Annotated in this window: 17 protein-coding genes; 15 read left to right on the plus strand and 2 right to left on the minus strand. The window is 26.6% G+C overall.

Features of this window, described 5'->3' with window-relative positions:
• Positions 1-21 precede the first annotated feature (21 nt).
• From rsmD to ADFLV_RS05370, 3 genes are read left to right on the plus strand one after another with little or no spacing between them, the layout of a single operon-like run.
• Entirely contained in the window at positions 22-618 is a 597-nt protein-coding gene (rsmD, locus tag ADFLV_RS05360; RefSeq protein ID WP_014473841.1) for a 16S rRNA (guanine(966)-N(2))-methyltransferase RsmD, read from the plus strand.
• Positions 619-623: 5 nt separating this feature from the next.
• Positions 624-1,424 (plus strand): ABC transporter permease, encoded by an 801-nt coding sequence (locus tag ADFLV_RS05365; RefSeq protein ID WP_129011153.1) that lies wholly within the window; start codon positions 624-626, stop codon positions 1,422-1,424.
• A gap of 12 nt (positions 1,425-1,436) precedes the next feature.
• The gene (locus ADFLV_RS05370) at positions 1,437-2,081 is read left to right on the plus strand and encodes a hypothetical protein (RefSeq protein ID WP_014473843.1); all 645 of its coding nucleotides are present in this window, start codon (positions 1,437-1,439) and stop codon (positions 2,079-2,081) included.
• Here the strand turns inward: ADFLV_RS05370 and ADFLV_RS05375 are convergent.
• A complete protein-coding gene (locus ADFLV_RS05375) occupies positions 2,078-2,899 on the minus strand; it encodes an SDR family NAD(P)-dependent oxidoreductase (protein WP_129011152.1) in 822 nt (273 codons plus the stop codon). The genes ADFLV_RS05370 and ADFLV_RS05375 overlap by 4 nt on opposite strands.
• Positions 2,900-2,968: 69 nt before the next feature.
• Between ADFLV_RS05375 and ADFLV_RS05380 the strand changes: the two genes are divergently transcribed.
• The 12 genes from ADFLV_RS05380 to ADFLV_RS05435 all read left to right on the plus strand — a co-directional run bounded on the left by ADFLV_RS05380 (position 2,969) and on the right by ADFLV_RS05435 (position 18,567).
• Complete coding sequence (locus tag ADFLV_RS05380) at positions 2,969-3,748, plus strand: TIGR02757 family protein (RefSeq protein WP_129011151.1); 780 nt, start codon at positions 2,969-2,971, stop codon at positions 3,746-3,748.
• A gap of 84 nt (positions 3,749-3,832) precedes the next feature.
• A complete protein-coding gene (locus tag ADFLV_RS05385) occupies positions 3,833-5,356 on the plus strand; it encodes a type I restriction-modification system subunit M (RefSeq protein WP_129011150.1) in 1,524 nt (507 codons plus the stop codon).
• On the plus strand, positions 5,349-6,569 hold the full coding sequence (locus tag ADFLV_RS05390; RefSeq protein ID WP_129011149.1) for a restriction endonuclease subunit S: 1,221 nt from the start codon (positions 5,349-5,351) through the stop codon (positions 6,567-6,569). The genes ADFLV_RS05385 and ADFLV_RS05390 overlap by 8 nt, the downstream gene beginning before the upstream one ends.
• Positions 6,559-7,329, plus strand: a complete 771-nt coding sequence (locus tag ADFLV_RS05395; RefSeq protein WP_206731469.1) for a Hachiman antiphage defense system protein HamA — start codon at positions 6,559-6,561, stop codon at positions 7,327-7,329. Before ADFLV_RS05390 ends, ADFLV_RS05395 begins: the two co-directional genes overlap by 11 nt.
• A 1-nt stretch (position 7,330) precedes the next feature.
• A complete protein-coding gene (locus tag ADFLV_RS05400) occupies positions 7,331-9,820 on the plus strand; it encodes a DEAD/DEAH box helicase family protein (RefSeq protein WP_129011148.1) in 2,490 nt (829 codons plus the stop codon).
• Positions 9,821-9,950: 130 nt separating this feature from the next.
• Positions 9,951-10,955 (plus strand): virulence RhuM family protein, encoded by a 1,005-nt coding sequence (locus ADFLV_RS05405; protein ID WP_129011147.1) that lies wholly within the window; start codon positions 9,951-9,953, stop codon positions 10,953-10,955.
• The gene (locus tag ADFLV_RS05410; RefSeq protein ID WP_129011146.1) at positions 10,952-14,095 is read left to right on the plus strand and encodes a type I restriction endonuclease subunit R; all 3,144 of its coding nucleotides are present in this window, start codon (positions 10,952-10,954) and stop codon (positions 14,093-14,095) included. Before ADFLV_RS05405 ends, ADFLV_RS05410 begins: the two co-directional genes overlap by 4 nt.
• 70 nt (positions 14,096-14,165) lie before the next feature.
• Entirely contained in the window at positions 14,166-15,158 is a 993-nt protein-coding gene (locus ADFLV_RS05415) for a c-type cytochrome (protein WP_129011145.1), read from the plus strand.
• 51 nt (positions 15,159-15,209) lie between these two features.
• On the plus strand, positions 15,210-16,145 hold the full coding sequence (locus ADFLV_RS05420; protein ID WP_129011144.1) for a cache domain-containing protein: 936 nt from the start codon (positions 15,210-15,212) through the stop codon (positions 16,143-16,145).
• Positions 16,142-16,804 (plus strand): response regulator transcription factor, encoded by a 663-nt coding sequence (locus ADFLV_RS05425; protein ID WP_014473849.1) that lies wholly within the window; start codon positions 16,142-16,144, stop codon positions 16,802-16,804. Before ADFLV_RS05420 ends, ADFLV_RS05425 begins: the two co-directional genes overlap by 4 nt.
• Positions 16,791-17,930: a sensor histidine kinase gene (locus tag ADFLV_RS05430; RefSeq protein ID WP_014473850.1), complete on the plus strand. Its 1,140-nt coding sequence runs from the start codon at positions 16,791-16,793 to the stop codon at positions 17,928-17,930. The genes ADFLV_RS05425 and ADFLV_RS05430 overlap by 14 nt, the downstream gene beginning before the upstream one ends.
• Before the next feature lie 76 nt (positions 17,931-18,006).
• Positions 18,007-18,567: a hypothetical protein gene (locus ADFLV_RS05435; RefSeq protein ID WP_014473851.1), complete on the plus strand. Its 561-nt coding sequence runs from the start codon at positions 18,007-18,009 to the stop codon at positions 18,565-18,567.
• Positions 18,568-18,579: 12 nt separating this feature from the next.
• Here the strand turns inward: ADFLV_RS05435 and ADFLV_RS05440 are convergent, their stop codons facing one another.
• Positions 18,580-19,707: a GGDEF domain-containing protein gene (locus ADFLV_RS05440; protein WP_014473852.1), complete on the minus strand. Its 1,128-nt coding sequence runs from the start codon at positions 19,705-19,707 to the stop codon at positions 18,580-18,582.
• Positions 19,708-19,719: the final 12 nt, after the last annotated feature.

Consider the following 19,719-nt stretch of genomic DNA (forward strand, 5'->3'; position numbering starts at 1 on the left):
ATCTTTTACAAGGCAAAGCATATGAAAACGGATAAACCAACTACAAAAATAATTGCAGGGGCGTATAGAGGTAAAGTTTTGGAACTTCCTTCTTTGGATGTGACAAGAAGTTCAAAATCTGTTTTAAAAGAATCTTTATTTAATGTTTTACAATTTGACATAATTGATAAAATATTTATTGAATCTTTTGCAGGAAGTGGTTCTATTGGTCTTGAAGCGATAAGTAGAGGTGCAAAAAGAGCTTATTTTATTGAACTTGATAAACAATCTTATCAAATTTTATTAAAAAACTGTAAATTAGTTGATATAGAAAAATGTCAAACAATCCAAGGAAATACTTTTGTTCAAACACCTTTAATCATAGATTTTATGAGAAATTCAAAAGATGAAATTATTTTGTATGTAGATCCACCTTTTGATTATAGAGAAGGAATGGAAGAAATATATAATAAATCTTTTCATATGATTGAAAATATTGAAGTTGATAATATTTATATGATTATTATAGAGCATGTTTCAAGTTTAGAAGTACCAAAAGTTTTAGGAAAGTTTTCTTTAGATAAGACTAGAAAATTTGGTAAGAGTTCACTTTCTTATTATACTTATACAAAAGAATAAGTTAGATGTTTAAAGTTGCATTATATCTTTTGATAGCTGTAATTTTAGCTATTTTTTTTCTTCCTTTTTTTTATACAGTTTCACCATATGAGTTAAATCCATTGAGGATTTTAGAAGCTCCATCTTTGCGGCATTTATTTGGTACTGATAGGTTAGGACGTGATGTTTTAGCTAGAATTTTGGAAGGTGGACAAACATCTTTAATCATTGGATTTTTAGCAGCTTCTATATCATCTATAGTTGGATTATTTATAGGAATAACTGCTGGTTACTTCAAAGGAAATATTGATAAAACAATTACAATTGTAATTGATTTATTTTTAACTTTTCCTACATTTTTTTTACTTTTAGCTTTGGTTTCTTATATCCAAGCATCTTCAATTATTTTAATTATAGTAATATCAATAACTGGATGGATGGGAATGTCAAGAATGATAAGGAGTGAAAGTTTTGCAATAAGTAATAAACCATATATTAAAATTTTAAAAATTTCAAATGTTTCAACATTTAAAATTATATTTAAATATTTTGCACCACTTCTTGCACCTATTTTTTTAATTTCTTTTACTTTTGGAGTTGGTGGAGCTATTTTAGCAGAATCTGGTTTATCATTTTTAGGACTTGGTATAAATCCTCCACAAATGTCTTGGGGAAGTTTACTTAGTGATGGAAAAGCTGTGATTGATATAGCTTGGTGGGTTAGTTTCTTCCCTGGATTTATGATATTTATAATTACATTTTGTTTAATACAAATAAGTGATTATTTACAAGGTTTGGCAAATAAAAAAGAGATGATAAAAAACTAAAAGGAGTCTTTTATGAAATATTTAAATCAAGTTTTTTTGATTTTTTTGATGGCTTTTTTTTCTGCGTGTAGTTCAAAACAAAATTTAAATCTCAACGAAATAAATTCAATATCGTTAAATAACAATATTATTGTTGCAGGAGTTCCTCAGACTTATAGAAGCCCTGTTTCTGTAGGTTTAGGTGTTGGTGGATTAGTTTCTCGACATGTGGGAATTGGTGTTAATACTTTTTTTACTCCTGAATTTTCAAATAATGAAGATTTAAGAATGCAAGATGCTTTTTATAGAAATAATATATCAATAGCTTCAATGATAGAAAATGAGTTTGAATTTCAAATGAAAAATGATGAAGTTTTTAAAAATCGATTTACTCCTTTTGGAAGTGATTATATGATTTATCTTTTTGTTCCAAAATATAGTTTAGAACAAGCAACTTTTTCCTCAAAAGTTCAAGTTAAAATCACAATAGAGTTGAAAATTATTGATAAAAACAATAAGATAATTTATGAAGATAAAAAAGATAATATTTTATTTTCTGATAATTATATTTTTAATGAAAGTGAAATTTTTTATTCAAAAGAGGCTTTACTAAAAGCCTCAAATCTTGCAATTAGACAAGTAGTTACAAGATTGATTTTACAGATGAAAAAGAATTAGATTTTATTTAATAGTTTATCTAAAAGTGAAGTTGATAAAACTCTTTTGAAAAAGCCTAAGATATGTGTAGCAAATGTGACATAATATCTAGGTTTTGGTTTTTTACTTTTCATGATTTTTAATACAACATTTGCAACACTCGAAGCTGGAAGATTAAAAGGCGCTTTATCTTCAGTTGTTTCAAGTCTAGCTTTTAACTCTTTTTTATAAGTTTCTTCCCAAAAACTTCCTTCAACTGTGATATTTTTATTGAATTTTTTTAGGGCATTTTCTCTAAACTTTGAAGTAACTGGTCCTGTGTTTATGGTACTAATATATATTTGACTTCCAAGAACTTCTTGTCTTAAAGTGTCATTTATTCCTTCTATTGCATATTTACTAGCGTTATAAGCTCCTCTAAATTTCAAAGATATTATTCCAAGAATGGAACTGTGTTGGATAATTTTTCCATATCCTTGAGTTCTAAATATTTTCATAGCTTGAATTGTTACTTCATGAAGTCCAAAAAAGTTTGTATCAAACTGCTTTTTTAAAACTTCTACACTCAAATCTTCAACAGCTCCTGGTTGTCCAAAACCTGCATTGTTAAAAACTGCATCAAGTTTTGAATCATTTCTTAAAATAGTTTTTAATGCATAATCTATCTCATTTTTATTTCGTACATCTATTTTAAAAGTTTCAAAACCTAAATCTTTTAACATTTCAACATCTTTATCTTTTCTTGCACTTGCATAAACTTTGATTCCATTTTTTTTCAATATAAGTGCAGTTTCAAGTCCAATTCCACTTGAACATCCAGTTATTAGTATATTTTGCATATTTTTAATCCATATAAATTTTTGAAATGGTATTATAACTTTATAAATATAAAAGCACTTTGGATAAAAATGACAAAAAAAGATAAACAGATTAAACAACTTTTAGATATTGAAGTAGAAAATAGAAATAAAAATGATGAAATAAGTTACGATAAACCTGACCCTTTGATGGTTGCAAGAAGATATGATGATGAATTTATTATACTTTTATGTGCATTGTTTGCTTATGGAAATGCAAAGTTGATAGTGAAATTTTTAGATAGTTTGGATTTTTCATTGTTAAATCAGAGTGAAGAAATAATAGAAAAAGAGCTTAAAAATCATTATTATAGATTTCAAAATAGTTTAGATGTGATAAATATATTTAAAACTTTTAGACGAATGAAACAAGAGAATAGTCTAGAAAACTTATTTTATGAAGCTTATAAAAAAGAGAACTCTATCTTAGAAGGAATTGATGCTTTAATTCAAAAGATTCATAATCTATCAAACTACAATTCTCAAGGTTTTACTTTTTTAGTTTCTAGCCCTTTTAAAAGAGACAAAGTTGGACTTATAAAAGAAAATGGAAATGCTCCATATAAAAGATGGAATATGTATCTTAGATGGATGGTACGAGATGATAATCTTGATTTAGGACTTTGGAAAAATATAGATAAAAAAGATTTGATACTTCCACTTGATACTCACACTTTTAAAGTAAGTCAAAAACTTGGGTTATTAGATAGAAAAAATTATGATTTGAAATCTGCTTTATTAATAACAGAAAAACTAAAAGAGTTTGATAATCTTGACCCGATTAAATATGACTTTGCGATATATAGGTTAGGACAAGAGAAAATTATATAAATAATCTTAAATTTGATTAATTTAAATTAAATACAATTTAGATAAAATAACTAAAAATTATATTTAGAAAGTTATATTTAATCGATGGCAAAAGAAAAAAATAATAAAAATCAAAAATCTATGGAAGAAACTCTTTGGGAGAGTGCAAACAAACTAAGAGGTAGTGTTGAATCAAGTGAATATAAACACATTGTTTTAGGGCTAATATTTCTTAAGTTTGTTAGTGATACATTTGAAGAACGAAGAGAAAAACTACTAGCTGAGGGTAAAGAAGCATTTATCGATATGGTGGAGTTTTACGCTATGGAAAATGTATTTTATCTTCCTAGTGAGTCAAGATGGTCATACATAAAACAAAATGCAAAGCAAGATGATATAGCTCTCAAAATCGATACAGCTCTTGCAACCATAGAAAAAAACAATCCTAGCCTAAAGGGTGCATTACCTGATAACTACTTCTCAAGACTAAATCTTGATGTGAGTAAACTTTCAAGCTTAATAGACACTATCAACAACATCAACACAATAGAAGACAAGGGACACGATGTAGTAGGTCGTGTATATGAATATTTCTTAGGTGAATTTGCACTTGCTGAGGGAAAACAAGGAGGGCAATTCTATACTCCAAAATCAATAGTAAATCTTTTAGCAAATATGATAGAACCATACAAAGGAAAAATCTACGACCCTGCTTGTGGAAGTGGTGGTATGTTTATCCAATCTTTGAAGTTTATAGAAGTTCACAAAGGAAATAAAAAAGATATTTCTATCTATGGGCAAGAGTTTACAGCTACCACTTATAAACTAGCAAAGATGAACTTAGCTATTAGAGGAATATCTGCAAATCTTGGAGCTGTTCCAGCTGATACATTTTTTAAAGACCAACATCCTGATTTAAAAGCTGATTATATTATGGCAAATCCACCTTTTAATCAAAAAGAGTGGAGAGGTGTAAATGAGCTACTAGATGATCCAAGATGGGCTGGATATGATGTACCCTCAACTTCAAATGCAAACTATGGTTGGATTCTTCATATGCTTTCAAAACTATCTGAAAATGGAATAGCTGGATTTGTACTAGCAAAAGGAAGTTTGACAAGTAACTCAAGCAACGAAGGAGAGATAAGAAAACAACTAATAGAAAATAATCTAGTTGATTGTATAGTAAATCTTCCTGCAAAACTATTTTTTAATACTCAAATTCCTGCGTGTTTATGGTTTATTAAAAAAAATAGAAAAACAAATGATATTTTATTTATAGATGCAAGAAATCTAGGGCATTTGATAAATAGAAAAAACAAAGATTTTAGCCCTGAAGATATAGAACAAGTTGCATCTACTTATCACAACTGGAAAGTAAAAGAAAACTATGAAGATATAAAAGGGTTTTGTAAAAGTGCTTCTTTAGAAGAGGTTCGAGAACTAAACTATGTTTTAACTCCTGGGCGATATGTAGGACTAGAAGAAAGCGAAGATGAGTTTGATTTCAAAGAGAGATTTGAAAGCCTACAAAATGAACTGATAAACCAAATGAAAGAAGAAAAAGAGCTAAATGATAGGATATTGGCAAATTTAGCAAAAGTAAATTTGGTGGCTGTTGATGAGTAGTTGGAGAGAGTGTAAGTTGGGGGAATGTATAGAAGTGATTAATGGATATGCTTTTAAATCACAAAATTTTCTTGAAGAACAAATTGAAAACTCATTGCCAGTTATCAAAATTAAAAATGTAGCCAATGGTGATGTGAATCTAAAAGCTGTTCAATTTCATTTATTTGATAAAAGTTTAGAAAAATATCTAATACAAAAAAATGATGTTTTAATTGCTTTGACAGGTAATCATCCTCAAGCAATAACACAAGTTGTAGGAGAGGCTTCTAAATATAAACTTAATGAACTGGCATTTTTAAACCAAAGAGTCGCAAAAATAAAAGCCAGAGACAATATGTCTAATGATTTTCTTTACTATTTTTTGAAAGATGACGCCAGTCATGATTATTTAGCAAGTCAATCTTCAGGAAGTGCAAACCAAGCAAATATTTCTAAAAGTGATATTGAAAATATGCCAATTTCCCTTCCACCCCTTGAAGAACAAAAAGCAATAGCAGAAGTATTAAGTAGCCTTGATGATAAGATAGACCTTCTACATCACCAAAACCACACCCTAGAATCCCTCGCCCAAACTCTTTTTAGACAATGGTTTATCGAAGAAGCAAAAGAGGAGTGGGAGGAAAAACCGCTTGGTAAAATTACTAATATTACCATAGGAAGAACTCCTCCACGAAAAGAAGAAGAATGGTTTTCGACTGATCCTCAAGATGTTAAGTGGATTTCAATTAAAGATTTAGGTAATGATGGAGCATTTATTTTTAAAACGTCAGAATATTTAACACAAGAAGCAGTTGAAAGATTTAATGTACCAGTGATTCCAAAAGATACAGTTGTTTTAAGTTTTAAAATGACTGTTGGAAGAGTAGCTGTTACAACAGAAGCAATGTTATCAAATGAAGCAATAGCACATTTTAAATTTAATGATAAAACACCTATCAGCAAAGAATATCTTTATTTGTTCCTAAAAACTTTTCCATATGAAAGTTTAGGAAGTACATCTTCAATAGTTACAGCTATAAATTCAGCAATGATAAAGGAGATGATGATTTTAATTCCAGATGAAAAAACTATCAAAGATTTTTCATCTATTGCAGAACCACAATTTGAAAAAATAAGACAAAATCAAAAACAAATTCAAACCCTTGAAAACTTGCGAGATACACTCTTACCTAAGTTTTTGAGTGGAGAAGTGAGGGTAAAGTTTGACAATTAATCCATTAACTCATCATATTATTAATATAAATAATAATGTAAATTTACATATACTTGAGCTACAAGAAATAACAGATGAAATCAAAAGTTTTATAGATTCTAAAATTGTAAATATTACTAATGGAACAAGAAAAATAGATTTAAAAATCGTTAAAACTAAACTCAAAAACTTTCTAGCTTCAAAAAAAGGTAGCACTACAGAAATGGGTGCTATAGCTGAGTTTTTTATTCATTTGTATTTATCTACTCAAGAATATAAACAGGAGTGTTTATTTTTTAATTTAGAAGAAAATTCAATTAAAAAAGGATTTGATGGTTACTATTCAAAAGAAACTTTAGAATGGATTATGGAAAGTAAATCTGGTTTAAGTAGTACAAAAGGAATTTCTCATAAATCAAAAATCAAAGAAGCTTATGATGATTTAGATAATAAATTAAAAGGTAATGTATCAAATAATCCTTGGGAAAATGCTTTTCGACATGCAGATCAAAAAAGTGTAAATACGCAACAAAATATTGTTACAAATATAGATAATTTTTCTAATGAATTTGAACTTGGCATATTTAAAGATATAAAAGATTTTAACATTATTCCGACTGCTACAATTTTTTTAGATGGCAGTTGGAGTAATGATATTGAAAAAATAAAACAAGAAATTACAACATTAATATCAACATTACAATACCAGAAGCTTGAAGTGATTTGTTTTACAAAAAAATCGTTAAATATATTTATTGACTATTTAAATTTGAAAGATTAATATGAATCAAGCAGAAAAAACAAACTTAACGAATCTTGGCAAAAATCAAAAATTTAATGATGTTATGGAAAAATTAACTAAAAATATTCAATTAACAGAAGAAGAAAAAACTTATGTTCTAACGATTGCATTAATTTTTTTAAGATATTACGATAATGATAAAAAGTTTACTACATATATTGAGTTTGCATACTATATCATTCTAAAATATTCTATACAGTATCAAGATTATAAACCACTTTATGACTTTTCTACAGAGTTTGGTTTTTTTCCTATAACAAAAAATATACTACTAAATAAGTTACTTGATAATTTGAGTATCAAAGATATTTTAATAGATTCAGAAATAGATTTTTATAACTATAAAGACCAATATATTCAAACAATAGAACAGTTTGATATTCATAAAAATCTTTTAGAAGAAAATTTTCAAGATATTGCTTTCATTGCTCCTACTTCATATGGTAAAAGTTCTATTATTGTTGATTTTATCAAAAAATATAATACGGATGATATAAAAATAGGTGTAATTGTACCAAGTAAATCTCTTTTAATTCAAACATTTAATTTATTGAAAAAAGAGGATTTAGAAAAAAGACTTTTGCTTCATGATGAAATGTATGATAATGATAAAAGTTTTATAGCAATATTTACACAAGAAAGAGCATTAAGGCTTTTAAAAAAGAAAGATGTATATTTTGATATTTTATTTATTGATGAAGCACACAATCTTTTTAAAAAAGATTCACGAAGCATCCTTTTATCAAGACTTATAAAAAGAAATTTACAAAGTAAATCAGATTCAAAAATAATATATTTATCCCCTCTTGTTCAAGAAATAAACAATCTTAAGGTTGGAAATACACAAGTTATAAATGAACAAAGAATTCATTTTAATATAAAAGAACCTGAAATTTTTGAGTATCTTACAAATGGAAATATTAGACAATACAATAGATTTACTGGGCAATTTTATGAAGTAGGTAATAGTTCAAACTATTTGGAATATATTAATAATAATTCTTTAACAAAAAACTTTCTTTATTTAAAACGACCTAAAATGGTTGAGCAATTAGCAAATACATTAGCTGATAACCTTCCAGAAATAAAGGGTATACAAAGTTTAATTAATATACTAAATGAAAATGTTCATGAAGAATTTTATATTTCAAAACTACTTACTAAAGGTGTCATCTATATTCATGGTAAACTTCCAGATATTATCAAAGAATATTTAGAATATAAGTTTAAAACAATTACATCATTAAAATATATTGTTGCTAATACAGTTATTTTGGAGGGTATTAATTTACCAATAGATAATATGTTTATATTGAATGTTCACGAGTTATCAGAGAAAGATTTAACAAATTTAATAGGTCGAATCAACAGACTTGATACTATTTTCACATCTAATTCCAATAATTTATATAAATTACTACCAAAAGTCCATTTTGTCAATACTGATGAATATGGTCGAAAAAATGGGAAGATGCAGACCAGTATAGAAAAATTAAGAAGTAAAATCTTTAAAGATAAAATTCAAAATCCGACTTTAGAATCATTTGATTTTGATGAACTTGATAAAAAGATTGAAAAAGCCAAAAAAGAGAAAGATAAAGAGTCGGCTATAAAAATGAAAGAAAGAATCATAGAATTGGTTGCAAATGAAAATTATTTATATCAAAAGTCAATAACTGAATTCGATAAATTAAAAAAATATTTCATAGAAAATGAACTAAATACATTTTATAAAAATTTTGATTCTACTATAGAAAAGATAAGTTTGAAAATTCAGAATATCAATTTATCTGAGTGGCAACAAAAAAGGTTGCTTGATAAAATTTATAGTATTTTTATTGAAGGAATTGAAAACGACATCTCAAAGTATGAATTTAAACGATTGGAATTTGAGCCAACAAGAAATTATTATTCAGTCTATATTGACAGAAGTCATCAAAATACACTAAAAGAAAATATAAATCATTTATTTGAATATTTTAAAAAAAGAATTAAAGAAAAGAATAGTGAATTTTATTTTGGTGAATCTTATGGTGAAATCCCTAAGAGTACATCATCTTATACTGGCTATTCTAAACCTGTGTATGTTGATTTAGCTAAATACAAAGACGATAGTAACAAATTAATCAATTTAGCAATCGTAAAATTACAAATGGAAGATAATTTTATTAGCTACAAATTAAATAAATTCGTTGAGATGATGTATGACTATAAGTTAATTACCGATGAAGAATATAATCTTCATATCTATGGCACAGAAAAACCTAAAAATATTAATTTAATAAAATTTGGATTAAGTAGTAGTTTAATTTCAAAATTGGATGCTGATGAACAATTAGGAAATCTGTATATTGATGATTATGGTAATTTAAGATGTAATAATCTATTTGAAAATTTTTTAGAAAATATAGATGATTTTTATAAATTCCAGATTGAAAAATATATTTCAAAAGGTTTTGTAAATGAATAACTACATTCCACCATACAAAATAACCTCAAAGATACTAAAGCTATTAATCCAAACTATTTTGAAAAGTGACCAAAAAAGTAACTATAAAAGTGACCGAAAATTTGTTTATTTTGAAGTAAAGGAATAAAAAATGGATAAATTTATACGAAATAGCACCGCTGAATTTTTAATTTTTACTTCACAAAACAAAGAAGATAGTATTGAAGTAAAAGTTTTTGAAGAATCTGTTTGGCTTACTCAAACTATGATAGCACAGCTTTTTGATGTTCAAAGACCAGCTATAACAAAACATTTAAAAAATATCTTTGAAAATGGTGAATTAGATGAAAATCAAGTTAGTTCCATTTTGGAACATACTGCAAATGATGGTAAAACTTACAATACAAAATATTATAATTTAGATGCAATTATTTCCGTTGGATATAGAGTAAACTCAAAAAAAGCTACACAGTTTAGACAATGGGCTACAAGTGTATTAAAAGAGTTTGCTATAAAAGGATTTGTTCTTGATAAAAAAAGACTAGAAAATGGTTCATTTTTAGGTCAAAACTATTTTGATAAACTACTTGAAGAAATAAGAGAGATAAGACTAAGTGAAAGAATGTTTTATCAAAAGCTAACAGATATTTACTCTACAAGTGTTGATTATAATAAAGATGATGAAACAACTAAAAACTTTTTTGCAAAAGTACAAAACAAACTTCATTTTGCTATTCATGGACAAACAGCAGCTGAATTGATTTTCAATAGAGCAAATAGCGAAAAAGAGAAAATGGGATTAACTTCTTGGGATAATGCACCTGATGGTAAAATATTAAAATCTGATGTAACAATTGCAAAAAATTATCTTAGTCGTGATGAACTTGAATCCCTTGGACGAGTTGTCAATGCTTTTTTAGATTTAGCAGAAGATAGAGCAAAAAGAAATATCCCAATGACTATGGAAGATTGGGCTACAAGACTTGATAAGTTTTTAGATGCAGATGATAGAGAAATTTTAAAAGATAGTGGAAAAATTACTAAAAAGATAGCTGATGAAAAAGCAATAACTGAATTTGAAAAATATAGAGTAATTCAAGATAGATTGTTTATGAGTGATTTTGACAAATTACTACTTGAAATGGAAATAAAATGAGTAAATTTACAGAAGAAAAATTAGAGTTAGCATTTATAGAGCTACTTGAAAATCAAGGTATCACTTATCAATTTGGAAAAGAAATTATAAGAAATGAAAGTGAAGTTTTACTAGAAGATGATTTAAAAAAGTATTTAAAAAGTAGATATAAAACTGAAAATATCACTGATAGTGAAATCACGGGGATTGTTCGAAAACTTCACTCTTACCCAGCAAGTGATTTGTATGATTCAAACAAAGCTATAATGAAACTAATCTCTGATGGATTTATTCTAAAAAGAGAAAAAGCTGATGATAAAGATATTTATATAGAGTTTATAAACTATAACGATGTAAACTCGAACAACTTTAAAATAGTAAATCAACTTGAAATTATAGGCTATGAAAAAAGAATACCTGATGGAATACTATATATAAATGGTATTCCATTGGTTGTGTTTGAGTTCAAAAGTGCCATAAGAGAAGAAGCAACTATACATGATGCTTTTGTACAGCTAACAGTTAGATATAGAAGAGATATTCCAGAGCTTTTTAAATACAACGCATTTTGTGTAATAAGCGATGGAGTAAATAATAAATCAGGTTCATTTTTCTCACCTTATGAGTTTTTTTATGCTTGGAGAAAAATTACTGGAAATGAAATAGATGTAGATGGAATCGCTTCTATGCACTCTATGATTCAAGGAATGTTTGATAAAGAAAGACTTGTTGATGTAATTCACAACTTTATTTATATGCCTGATAAATCAAAAAAAGAAGAAAAGATAGTTTGTCGTTATCCTCAATACTATGCTACTAGAAAACTATATGAAAATATAAAAGTTCATCAAAAGCCACAAGGGGACGGAAAAGGTGGTACATACTTTGGTGCTACTGGATGTGGTAAAAGTTTTACTATGCTTTATCTTACTCGTATGCTTATGAAAAGTATTCATTTCTCAAGTCCTACAATTATACTTATAACTGATAGAACAGATTTAGATATACAGCTTAGTAGTCAGTTTTCAAATGCAAAAGGTTTTATCGGTGATGATGGAATAGTAAGTGTTGAAAGTAGGGTAGATTTAAGAGCTAGATTAAATGGAAGAGAAAGTGGGGGAGTATTTTTAACAACTATACATAAGTTCACAGAAGATTTAGAGATTCTAAGTCATAGAACAAATATTATAGTGATTTCAGATGAAGCCCATAGAAGCCAAATTAACCTAGACCAAAAGGTAAAGGTAACTGATAAAGGTGTTAAAAAAACTTACGGTTTTGCAAAATACTTGCATGATTCACTACCAAATGCAACTTATGTTGGATTTACTGGAACTCCTATTGATGCAACACTTGATGTGTTTGGAGATGTTATTGATAGTTATACTATGACTGAATCAGTTAGAGATGAAATCACAGTTAGAATTGTATATGAAGGAAGAGCAGCTAAAGTTTTACTTGATAACTCAAAACTTCATGAAATAGAAAAATATTATGATGAATGTGCAACTCTTGGAGCAAATGAACATCAAATAGAAGATAGTAAAAATGCTATGGCAAATATGAGTCAAATTCTTGGTGACCCAGATAGAATAAAAGCAATAGCAAAAGATTTTGTAGAACACTATGAAAAAAGAGTAGAAGAGGGTGCAACACTAAAAGGAAAAGCTATTTTTGTATCAAGTTCAAGACCTATTGCTTATGCACTTTTTAAAGAACTAATAGCATTAAGACCATCATGGAATGAATCAAGAGTTTGTGATGAGGGAATAGAGCTAAGTGATAAAGATAAAAAAGAGATTCTTCCTCTTGAAAAACTAAAAATGATTATGACTCGAAATAAAGATGATGAAAAAGAGTTGTATGATGCACTTGGTACAAAAGAGTATAGAAAAACTTTAGATACACAGTTTAAAAATGAAAAATCAAACTTTAAAATAGCTATTGTTGTTGATATGTGGCTAACTGGATTTGATGTACCATTTTTGGATACTATTTACATAGATAAACCTATACAAGAACACAATCTAATCCAAACTATCTCAAGGGTAAATAGAAAATATGCAGGAAAAGAAAAAGGATTAGTAGTTGATTATATAGGTATAAAAACTGCTATGAATAAAGCTTTAAAACAATTCTCAAGAATAGACTCTCAAAACTTTGAAGATATTGAAGCTTCAATAGTTGTAGTAAGAGACCAACTTGATTTACTTGCTAAACTATTTTATAAATTTGATACTAACAAATATTTTAGTGGAAGTGCCTTAGAACAATTAGAGTGTTTAAATCTTGCTAGTGAATTTGTACAACTTACTAAAGAGCTTGAAACTAGATTTATGTATATAGTAAAAAGACTAAAATCAGCTTATGATATTTGTTGTGGTAGTGAAGTGTTTAGTCAAAAGGAAAAAAATTATATTCACTTCTATTTAGCTGTTCGTTCAATCGTTGTTAAACTTACAAAAGGAAAAGCTCCTGATACAGCTCAAATGAATGCAAAAGTTGCCCAAATGATAGAAGAAGCACTAAAAAGTGAAGGTGTAGAAGAAATCTTCAAGCTTGGAAGTGAAGATGAAAGCAAGATTGATATTTTCGATGAAGATTACATAAACAAAATAAATAAAATCAAACTACCAAATACAAAGATAAAACTACTTCAACAGCTACTAGCCAAAGCTCTTGAAGAGTTTAAAAAAGTAAATAAAGTAAAAGCAGTGGATTTTTCTAAAAAGTTTAATGCCCTTGTAGAAAAATACAATGAAAGAAAAGAAGAAGATGTACTTGTCAGTGAGGTCTTAAATGACTTTACTGATGAGATAATTGACCTTTATCATGCTTTACAAAAAGAAAAAGAATCATTTGGTGATTTAGGTATAGACTTTGAAGAAAAAGCTTTTTACGATATTTTAAAAACAATAGCTATTAAATATGATTTTTCATACCCTGAAGATAAACTTCTATCACTTGCAAAAGAAGTAAAAATTGTAGTTGATGATAAATCAAAATATACAGATTGGAATATAAGAGAAGATATAAAAGCAGAGTTAAAAGTAGATTTGATAATGCTTTTAGCAAAACATGGTTATCCACCAATTACAAAAGATGAAGTATTTAAAGAGATTTTTGAACAAGCTGAGAATTTTAAAAAATTTAGAAAATAACAAAATGTTACTTTCAAGTTATATATAAATGTTATACTTCTTCTATCAAAATAGTAGGGGGAAATTATTTATGAAAAAAGTTATAGTTATAGCAACATTATCTGCTTTATGTGCAAGTTTTTTATCAGCTAATGAAGTTCAATTTGATGCGAAAGTATTAAAAGAACGTTCAAATAATGGATATAAAACTGATGCAAAATTAGAATACAAAGTTCCAGATGTAAATACAATACCAAATAATCAATTTGGTGATTTAGTAAAATACGGAAGAGAACTTATAGTTCATACTTCAAAATATATAGGTCCAGAAGTTGATGACCCAAAAATGAGATTTGCTGGAAATAACAACCAATGTCAAAACTGTCACTTAGATGCAGGAACAAAAGCATATTCAGCTCCATTTGTTGGAGTATTTGCTGCATTTCCACAATATAGACCAAGAGAGAATACAATTGGTACTTTAGCTGATAGAATCAACGGTTGTATGGAAAGAAGTATGAATGGTTATAAATTACCTGTTGATAGTAAAGAGATGAAAGCTATGGAAGCTTATATGTTCTGGTTGAGTCAAGGAGTTCCAGTTGGTGGTGCTAATGCTTTAGAAGGAAGAGGATTAGCAAAAATTGATAGAAAAATGATAAAAAAACAAGCAGCTGACCCAGAAAAAGGAAAAGTTGTTTATGAACAACAATGTGCAGCCTGTCATGGTATGAATGGGGAAGGTATCAAAAACGAAGGAAAAGCAAATGGATATATGTATCCAGCACTTTGGGGTACAGATGATACTTATAACAAAGGTGCAGGAATGTATAGAGTTCTTAAAGCAGCAGATTTTATAAAATCTAATATGCCTTTAGGTGCTACAAAAGAAGCTCCAATTTTAACTGATGAAGAAGCTTATAATGTTGCTGCGTATATAAATATGGATTCTCATTATAGACCTGAAAAAATAAATAGAGTAAATGATTTCCCTGATGATGTTGTAAAAGCACCAGATGTTTATAGACCATCAATTGAATCAAAAGAACATCAAGTTGGTCCTTTTGGAAAAATTATAAAATAAAAAAGAGGAATATCTTAGGATATTCTCTTTTTTATTTAGTTAGAATTACTTATGAGTAAAACATACAAAAACTTTATCTTACTATTCATTTTAGTAGTTATTACACTACTTTACTTTTTAAATAAATACAATAATATTATTCATAAAAATCAAATAGATATACTTGTTTCAAATAGAGTTGAAATGGTACAAAATGAGCTAACAAATCAAAAAAATCAAGCCTTGTCATTGGCAATTTTATTTTCAAAAAATCAAAATATAATAAATAATTTAGAACAAAATAATCCAAAAGAATTAAAAAAAGAACTTTTAAAGCTACTTGATAATATAAAAACATATACAAATCAAAATAATATACAGGTACAAATTCATACAAAAGATTTAAAGGTCTTCGTACGAAGTTGGGAAGATAAAGATGTTGGATTAAATTTAGAGAGTTTTAGAAAAGGATTAGTAAAAGTAAAAGAGACAAAAGAGCCTTTTGTTTCAAATGAATTAGGAAAAAGATTTAATATAAAAGCAATCTCTCCGATTTTTAATAAAAATGATGAATACATCGGAACGATTGAAGTTATTATGGATTATAGTGATTTGAAAAATCGATTAAAATATATGGGAATAGAGATAATTCCTCTTTTAGAAAAAAAATATTTACAAATAGCAGAATATTATAAAGATAATATAACTTTGGCAGATTATGTTGTAATTCAACAAGAATATGATAAAAAGTTATATGATTTTTTATTACAACATAAAGAGTATTTATCGAATGAAAATTTTTATTATGAGAATAAAAATCGAATAATTACACAAATACCTCTTGGAAATATTGATAATCAAAGTGTTGGAGTTATGGTGATTTGTTTTGATAAAAATGAGCAAAACTTTAACTATCTACCAAAATATGAATATTTAGGTGACATAAATACAAAATCAAATTTTAAAAATATTGAAGAAAAAGATAGAAAAGAGATTATTATAAAATGATTAAAATTTTATTATTAGAAGATGATTATTTATATAAAATCTCAATCAAAGAGTTTTTAGAAGAGTTAGACTTTTATGTTGATGATTTTGAAAATGGTGATGAAGCTCTTGATGCTATTTTTGAAAACTCTTATGATTTACTTTTATTAGATATCAGAGTTCCTGGAATGGATGGCTTTTCATTAGTCGAATATGTAAGAAAAGAGAAACTTGATGTTCCTATTATTATTTTAACTTCCTTAACTGATATAGCTGATTTAAGTAAAGGTTATGAACTTGGTTGTAATGATTATATAAGAAAACCCTTTGATATGATAGAGTTAAAATTTAGAATTGAACAACTTATAAAAAACTGTTTCAAAACAAATGAAGATTTGATAGTTTTAACAAATTCTTTTAAATTTGATGTAAAAAAATCTATTTTATATAAAAATGATAAGATAATTGATTTAACTCAAAAAGAGAGTGAATTAGTAGCTCTATTAGTTTTAAATAGAGGTTTTTTTGTATCAATTGAAACGTTACATGAAAAAATATGGGAAAGTAAAGAAATCTCATATTCAGATATTCGAATGTGCATAAAAAGAATTAGAGAAAAGACAGATAAAGATTTTATAAAAACAAAGAGATTTGTAGGATATAAAATTGATAAACAATAAATATGAAATAAAGTATATACTTATACAAGTTATTTTAACTTTGTTTATTGCTTTTATCCCTATATATTTTTATTTAGATGCCTCTTTTGAAAATCAATCTATAAAAGATAAAATGGATTTGAAAAATTATGCAACTTCTATTATTTTAAAAATAGAAAATTTTGAAAAAGAAAATAGCGAGATTTTTTATTATCCACGTTCAAATATTTTTACTTCTGCTGTATTTGATAAAAATAATAGTGAAATTTTTTCATTGCTAAAAACTAAAAACCTTAATTTTGATGAAGAATTTAAAAAAACTAAAAATCAACTTTGTTATAAAGAGTATCTTCTTGAAAATATTTTACAAGGAAAAACTCTAATAGTTTGTAAAGAGATTGATAATTCATTAGTTATTTACAATGCGATTATTTTACTTTTAACTATTAGTTTTTTCATCTTTTTATCTTCTTTTTTCATTATAAAACAAAGTATTGAACCATATAGAAAACTAAATCAATATTTAGATGATTTTTTAAAAGATGCAATGCATGAACTAAAAACTCCTATTGGTGTTGCTAGAATAAATGTTGATATGTTGCAATTAAGACTTAAAAATGATAAAAATATTCTAAGAATAAAATCTGCACTAAAAAATATGACAGTTATTTATGAAGATTTAGAATATTATATGCAACAAAACGCTGTAAAAGATGAAAAAAGAGATATTGATTTTTCATCTTTTTTGGCAAAAAGAGTGGAATTCTTCAATGATTTAGCAATCTCAAAAAATATCACTTTTTACAAATATATTGAAAAAAATATTAGTATAAATTTTAATGAAATAGAACTTTATAGAATTATAGATAATAATCTTTCAAATGCAATAAAATATTCAAAAGATAGCTCAAATATTACTGTATCTTTGAAAAAAGAAGAAAATTTAGTGAAACTTATTTTTCAAGATGAAGGAGTTGGCATAAAAGATACTTCAAAAATCTTTCAAAGATATTTTAGAGGTGATAAAATCACTGGAGGCTTTGGAATAGGGCTTAGTATAGTGAAAAATATTTGTGATAAAAATGGTATAAAAATAGAAGTAAATTCTCAAGTAAATGAAGGAAGTTCTTTTATGTATATATTTTAGTCTTTTTTTTAGCTTATCGTTATATATTTATGTATATAATGATATTTTTAAAATAACTTTTTGAAGGAATAAGGTAATGACACGAGAAAAGATTATGACTGAACTTTTTGAGTTCTCATCTCCAACATATTATAAATGGACAAAACAAGATAAAAGAAAGATTTTTGATTTGTTAAATTATGCATTTACAAACAATGAATTAGAAGAGTTTATAAAAACAGGAAAAATAAATAAGATTGAAGAGTTAGGAAATCAAGCTCAACTTTTTGAGTTGGCTATTAGATTTTATAAAACTTCAAGACATATAACAAATTTCAAAATTGCAAAAAATTTATTATATTTATTAGAAAGAAGTTATGAACAAAACAATAATAGTGTTGTTATTGAAAAAATTGCAGAAGCTATTTATAAATCTGATAGAGAGTTATTTGAAAAAAGTGATTCAAATAAAAATTTTGAGATTATTACTTCAATGAAATTAGCTTTACTAAACTTAATACAAAAACAAGATATTTTCGTATTAGAATATATTTGTAAAAATAGAAAAGAGTTAGAAAAAAGCTCTCTTAGAAAATCAACTACAAAATATATAAATAAAATAGATTTTTCTTATGCAAATTTAGCTTACAGGGCATAAATTTTAACGGGATTAGATTTCCATCCCGTTTTCTAAAATTATTTTATTTCTTCCTGCTTCTTTTGCTTGATATAAAAGCATATCAGCTTTTTGTAAAGTATTTTCATAAGATGGATAACTACTTCTTATTGCAACTCCAGCTGAAAATGTAACTTTTATCTTTTTATCTTTGTATAAAAAACTATTTTCAGTTACTATTGTTTTTATTCTTTTTAAAAATTGTAATAATTCTCTATTTAAATTGAAGTGAATAATAGCAATAAACTCTTCACCTCCATATCTTCCTACGATATCATGATCTCTTACACTTTTATTTAAAATTTTTCCAAATGTAGAAAGTACAACATCTCCACATTCATGACCATATGAATCATTTAAATTTTTGAAGTGATCTAAATCAAAAAAAACTACAGCATATTGTGTATTTATTCTTTTAAATGAACTCTCTATTCTTTTTATTTCTTCACTAAAAGCTTTTCTTGTAAGAAGACCTGTTAGATGATCTCTCATATTCTCAGATTTTGTTCTATTTAACTCTTCTTCTAAAGTTTTTACTTTTTCTTCAAGTTCTTGAACTTTTGATTTCCCTGTTTCTAGTTTACTTGTTACTGTGTGCATCTCTTTTTCAATAGATGCTGCTGCATTCACAAGTTCATTTTGAAGTTTAGTTAGAGATTCTATTCCATTCTCATTTACATCAATAGCTGCAATTCTTTCTCTAATATTAAAAACATTTTTTGTTCCTGAACCATTACTTGAAATAGCTTCATTTAAGTATTCTTCCATAAGTAAAACAAGTTTTGAAATATCAGAAGCTCTTTCTATAACAACTTGTTTATCTCTTTGAAATCTTTTTGCAGTAAATTCTTCAATTTTATGTTGAACATTTCTATCAAATAAGAGATTTGGTTCTTTATCAATTTGTGTAAAAAGTTTATCTATTTCTTCATTTGTTTCTATGCAAATAGAAGGTAATAAAGATTGTTTTATAATTGCCGCTAAAACATGTACATTTTGTGGATGAACTCTTTTTAATAAAAGAGGGATTAATTTTATTGCAGAATCTATTTGATTTGATTCTACTTCAATCTTTTCTTTTTCATCTAATTGATTTAAAATATTTTCAAATTCTATATTCATATAAACATTCCC

Source organism: Arcobacter defluvii, from assembly GCF_013201725.1.
Lineage (GTDB): Bacteria > Campylobacterota > Campylobacteria > Campylobacterales > Arcobacteraceae > Aliarcobacter > Aliarcobacter defluvii.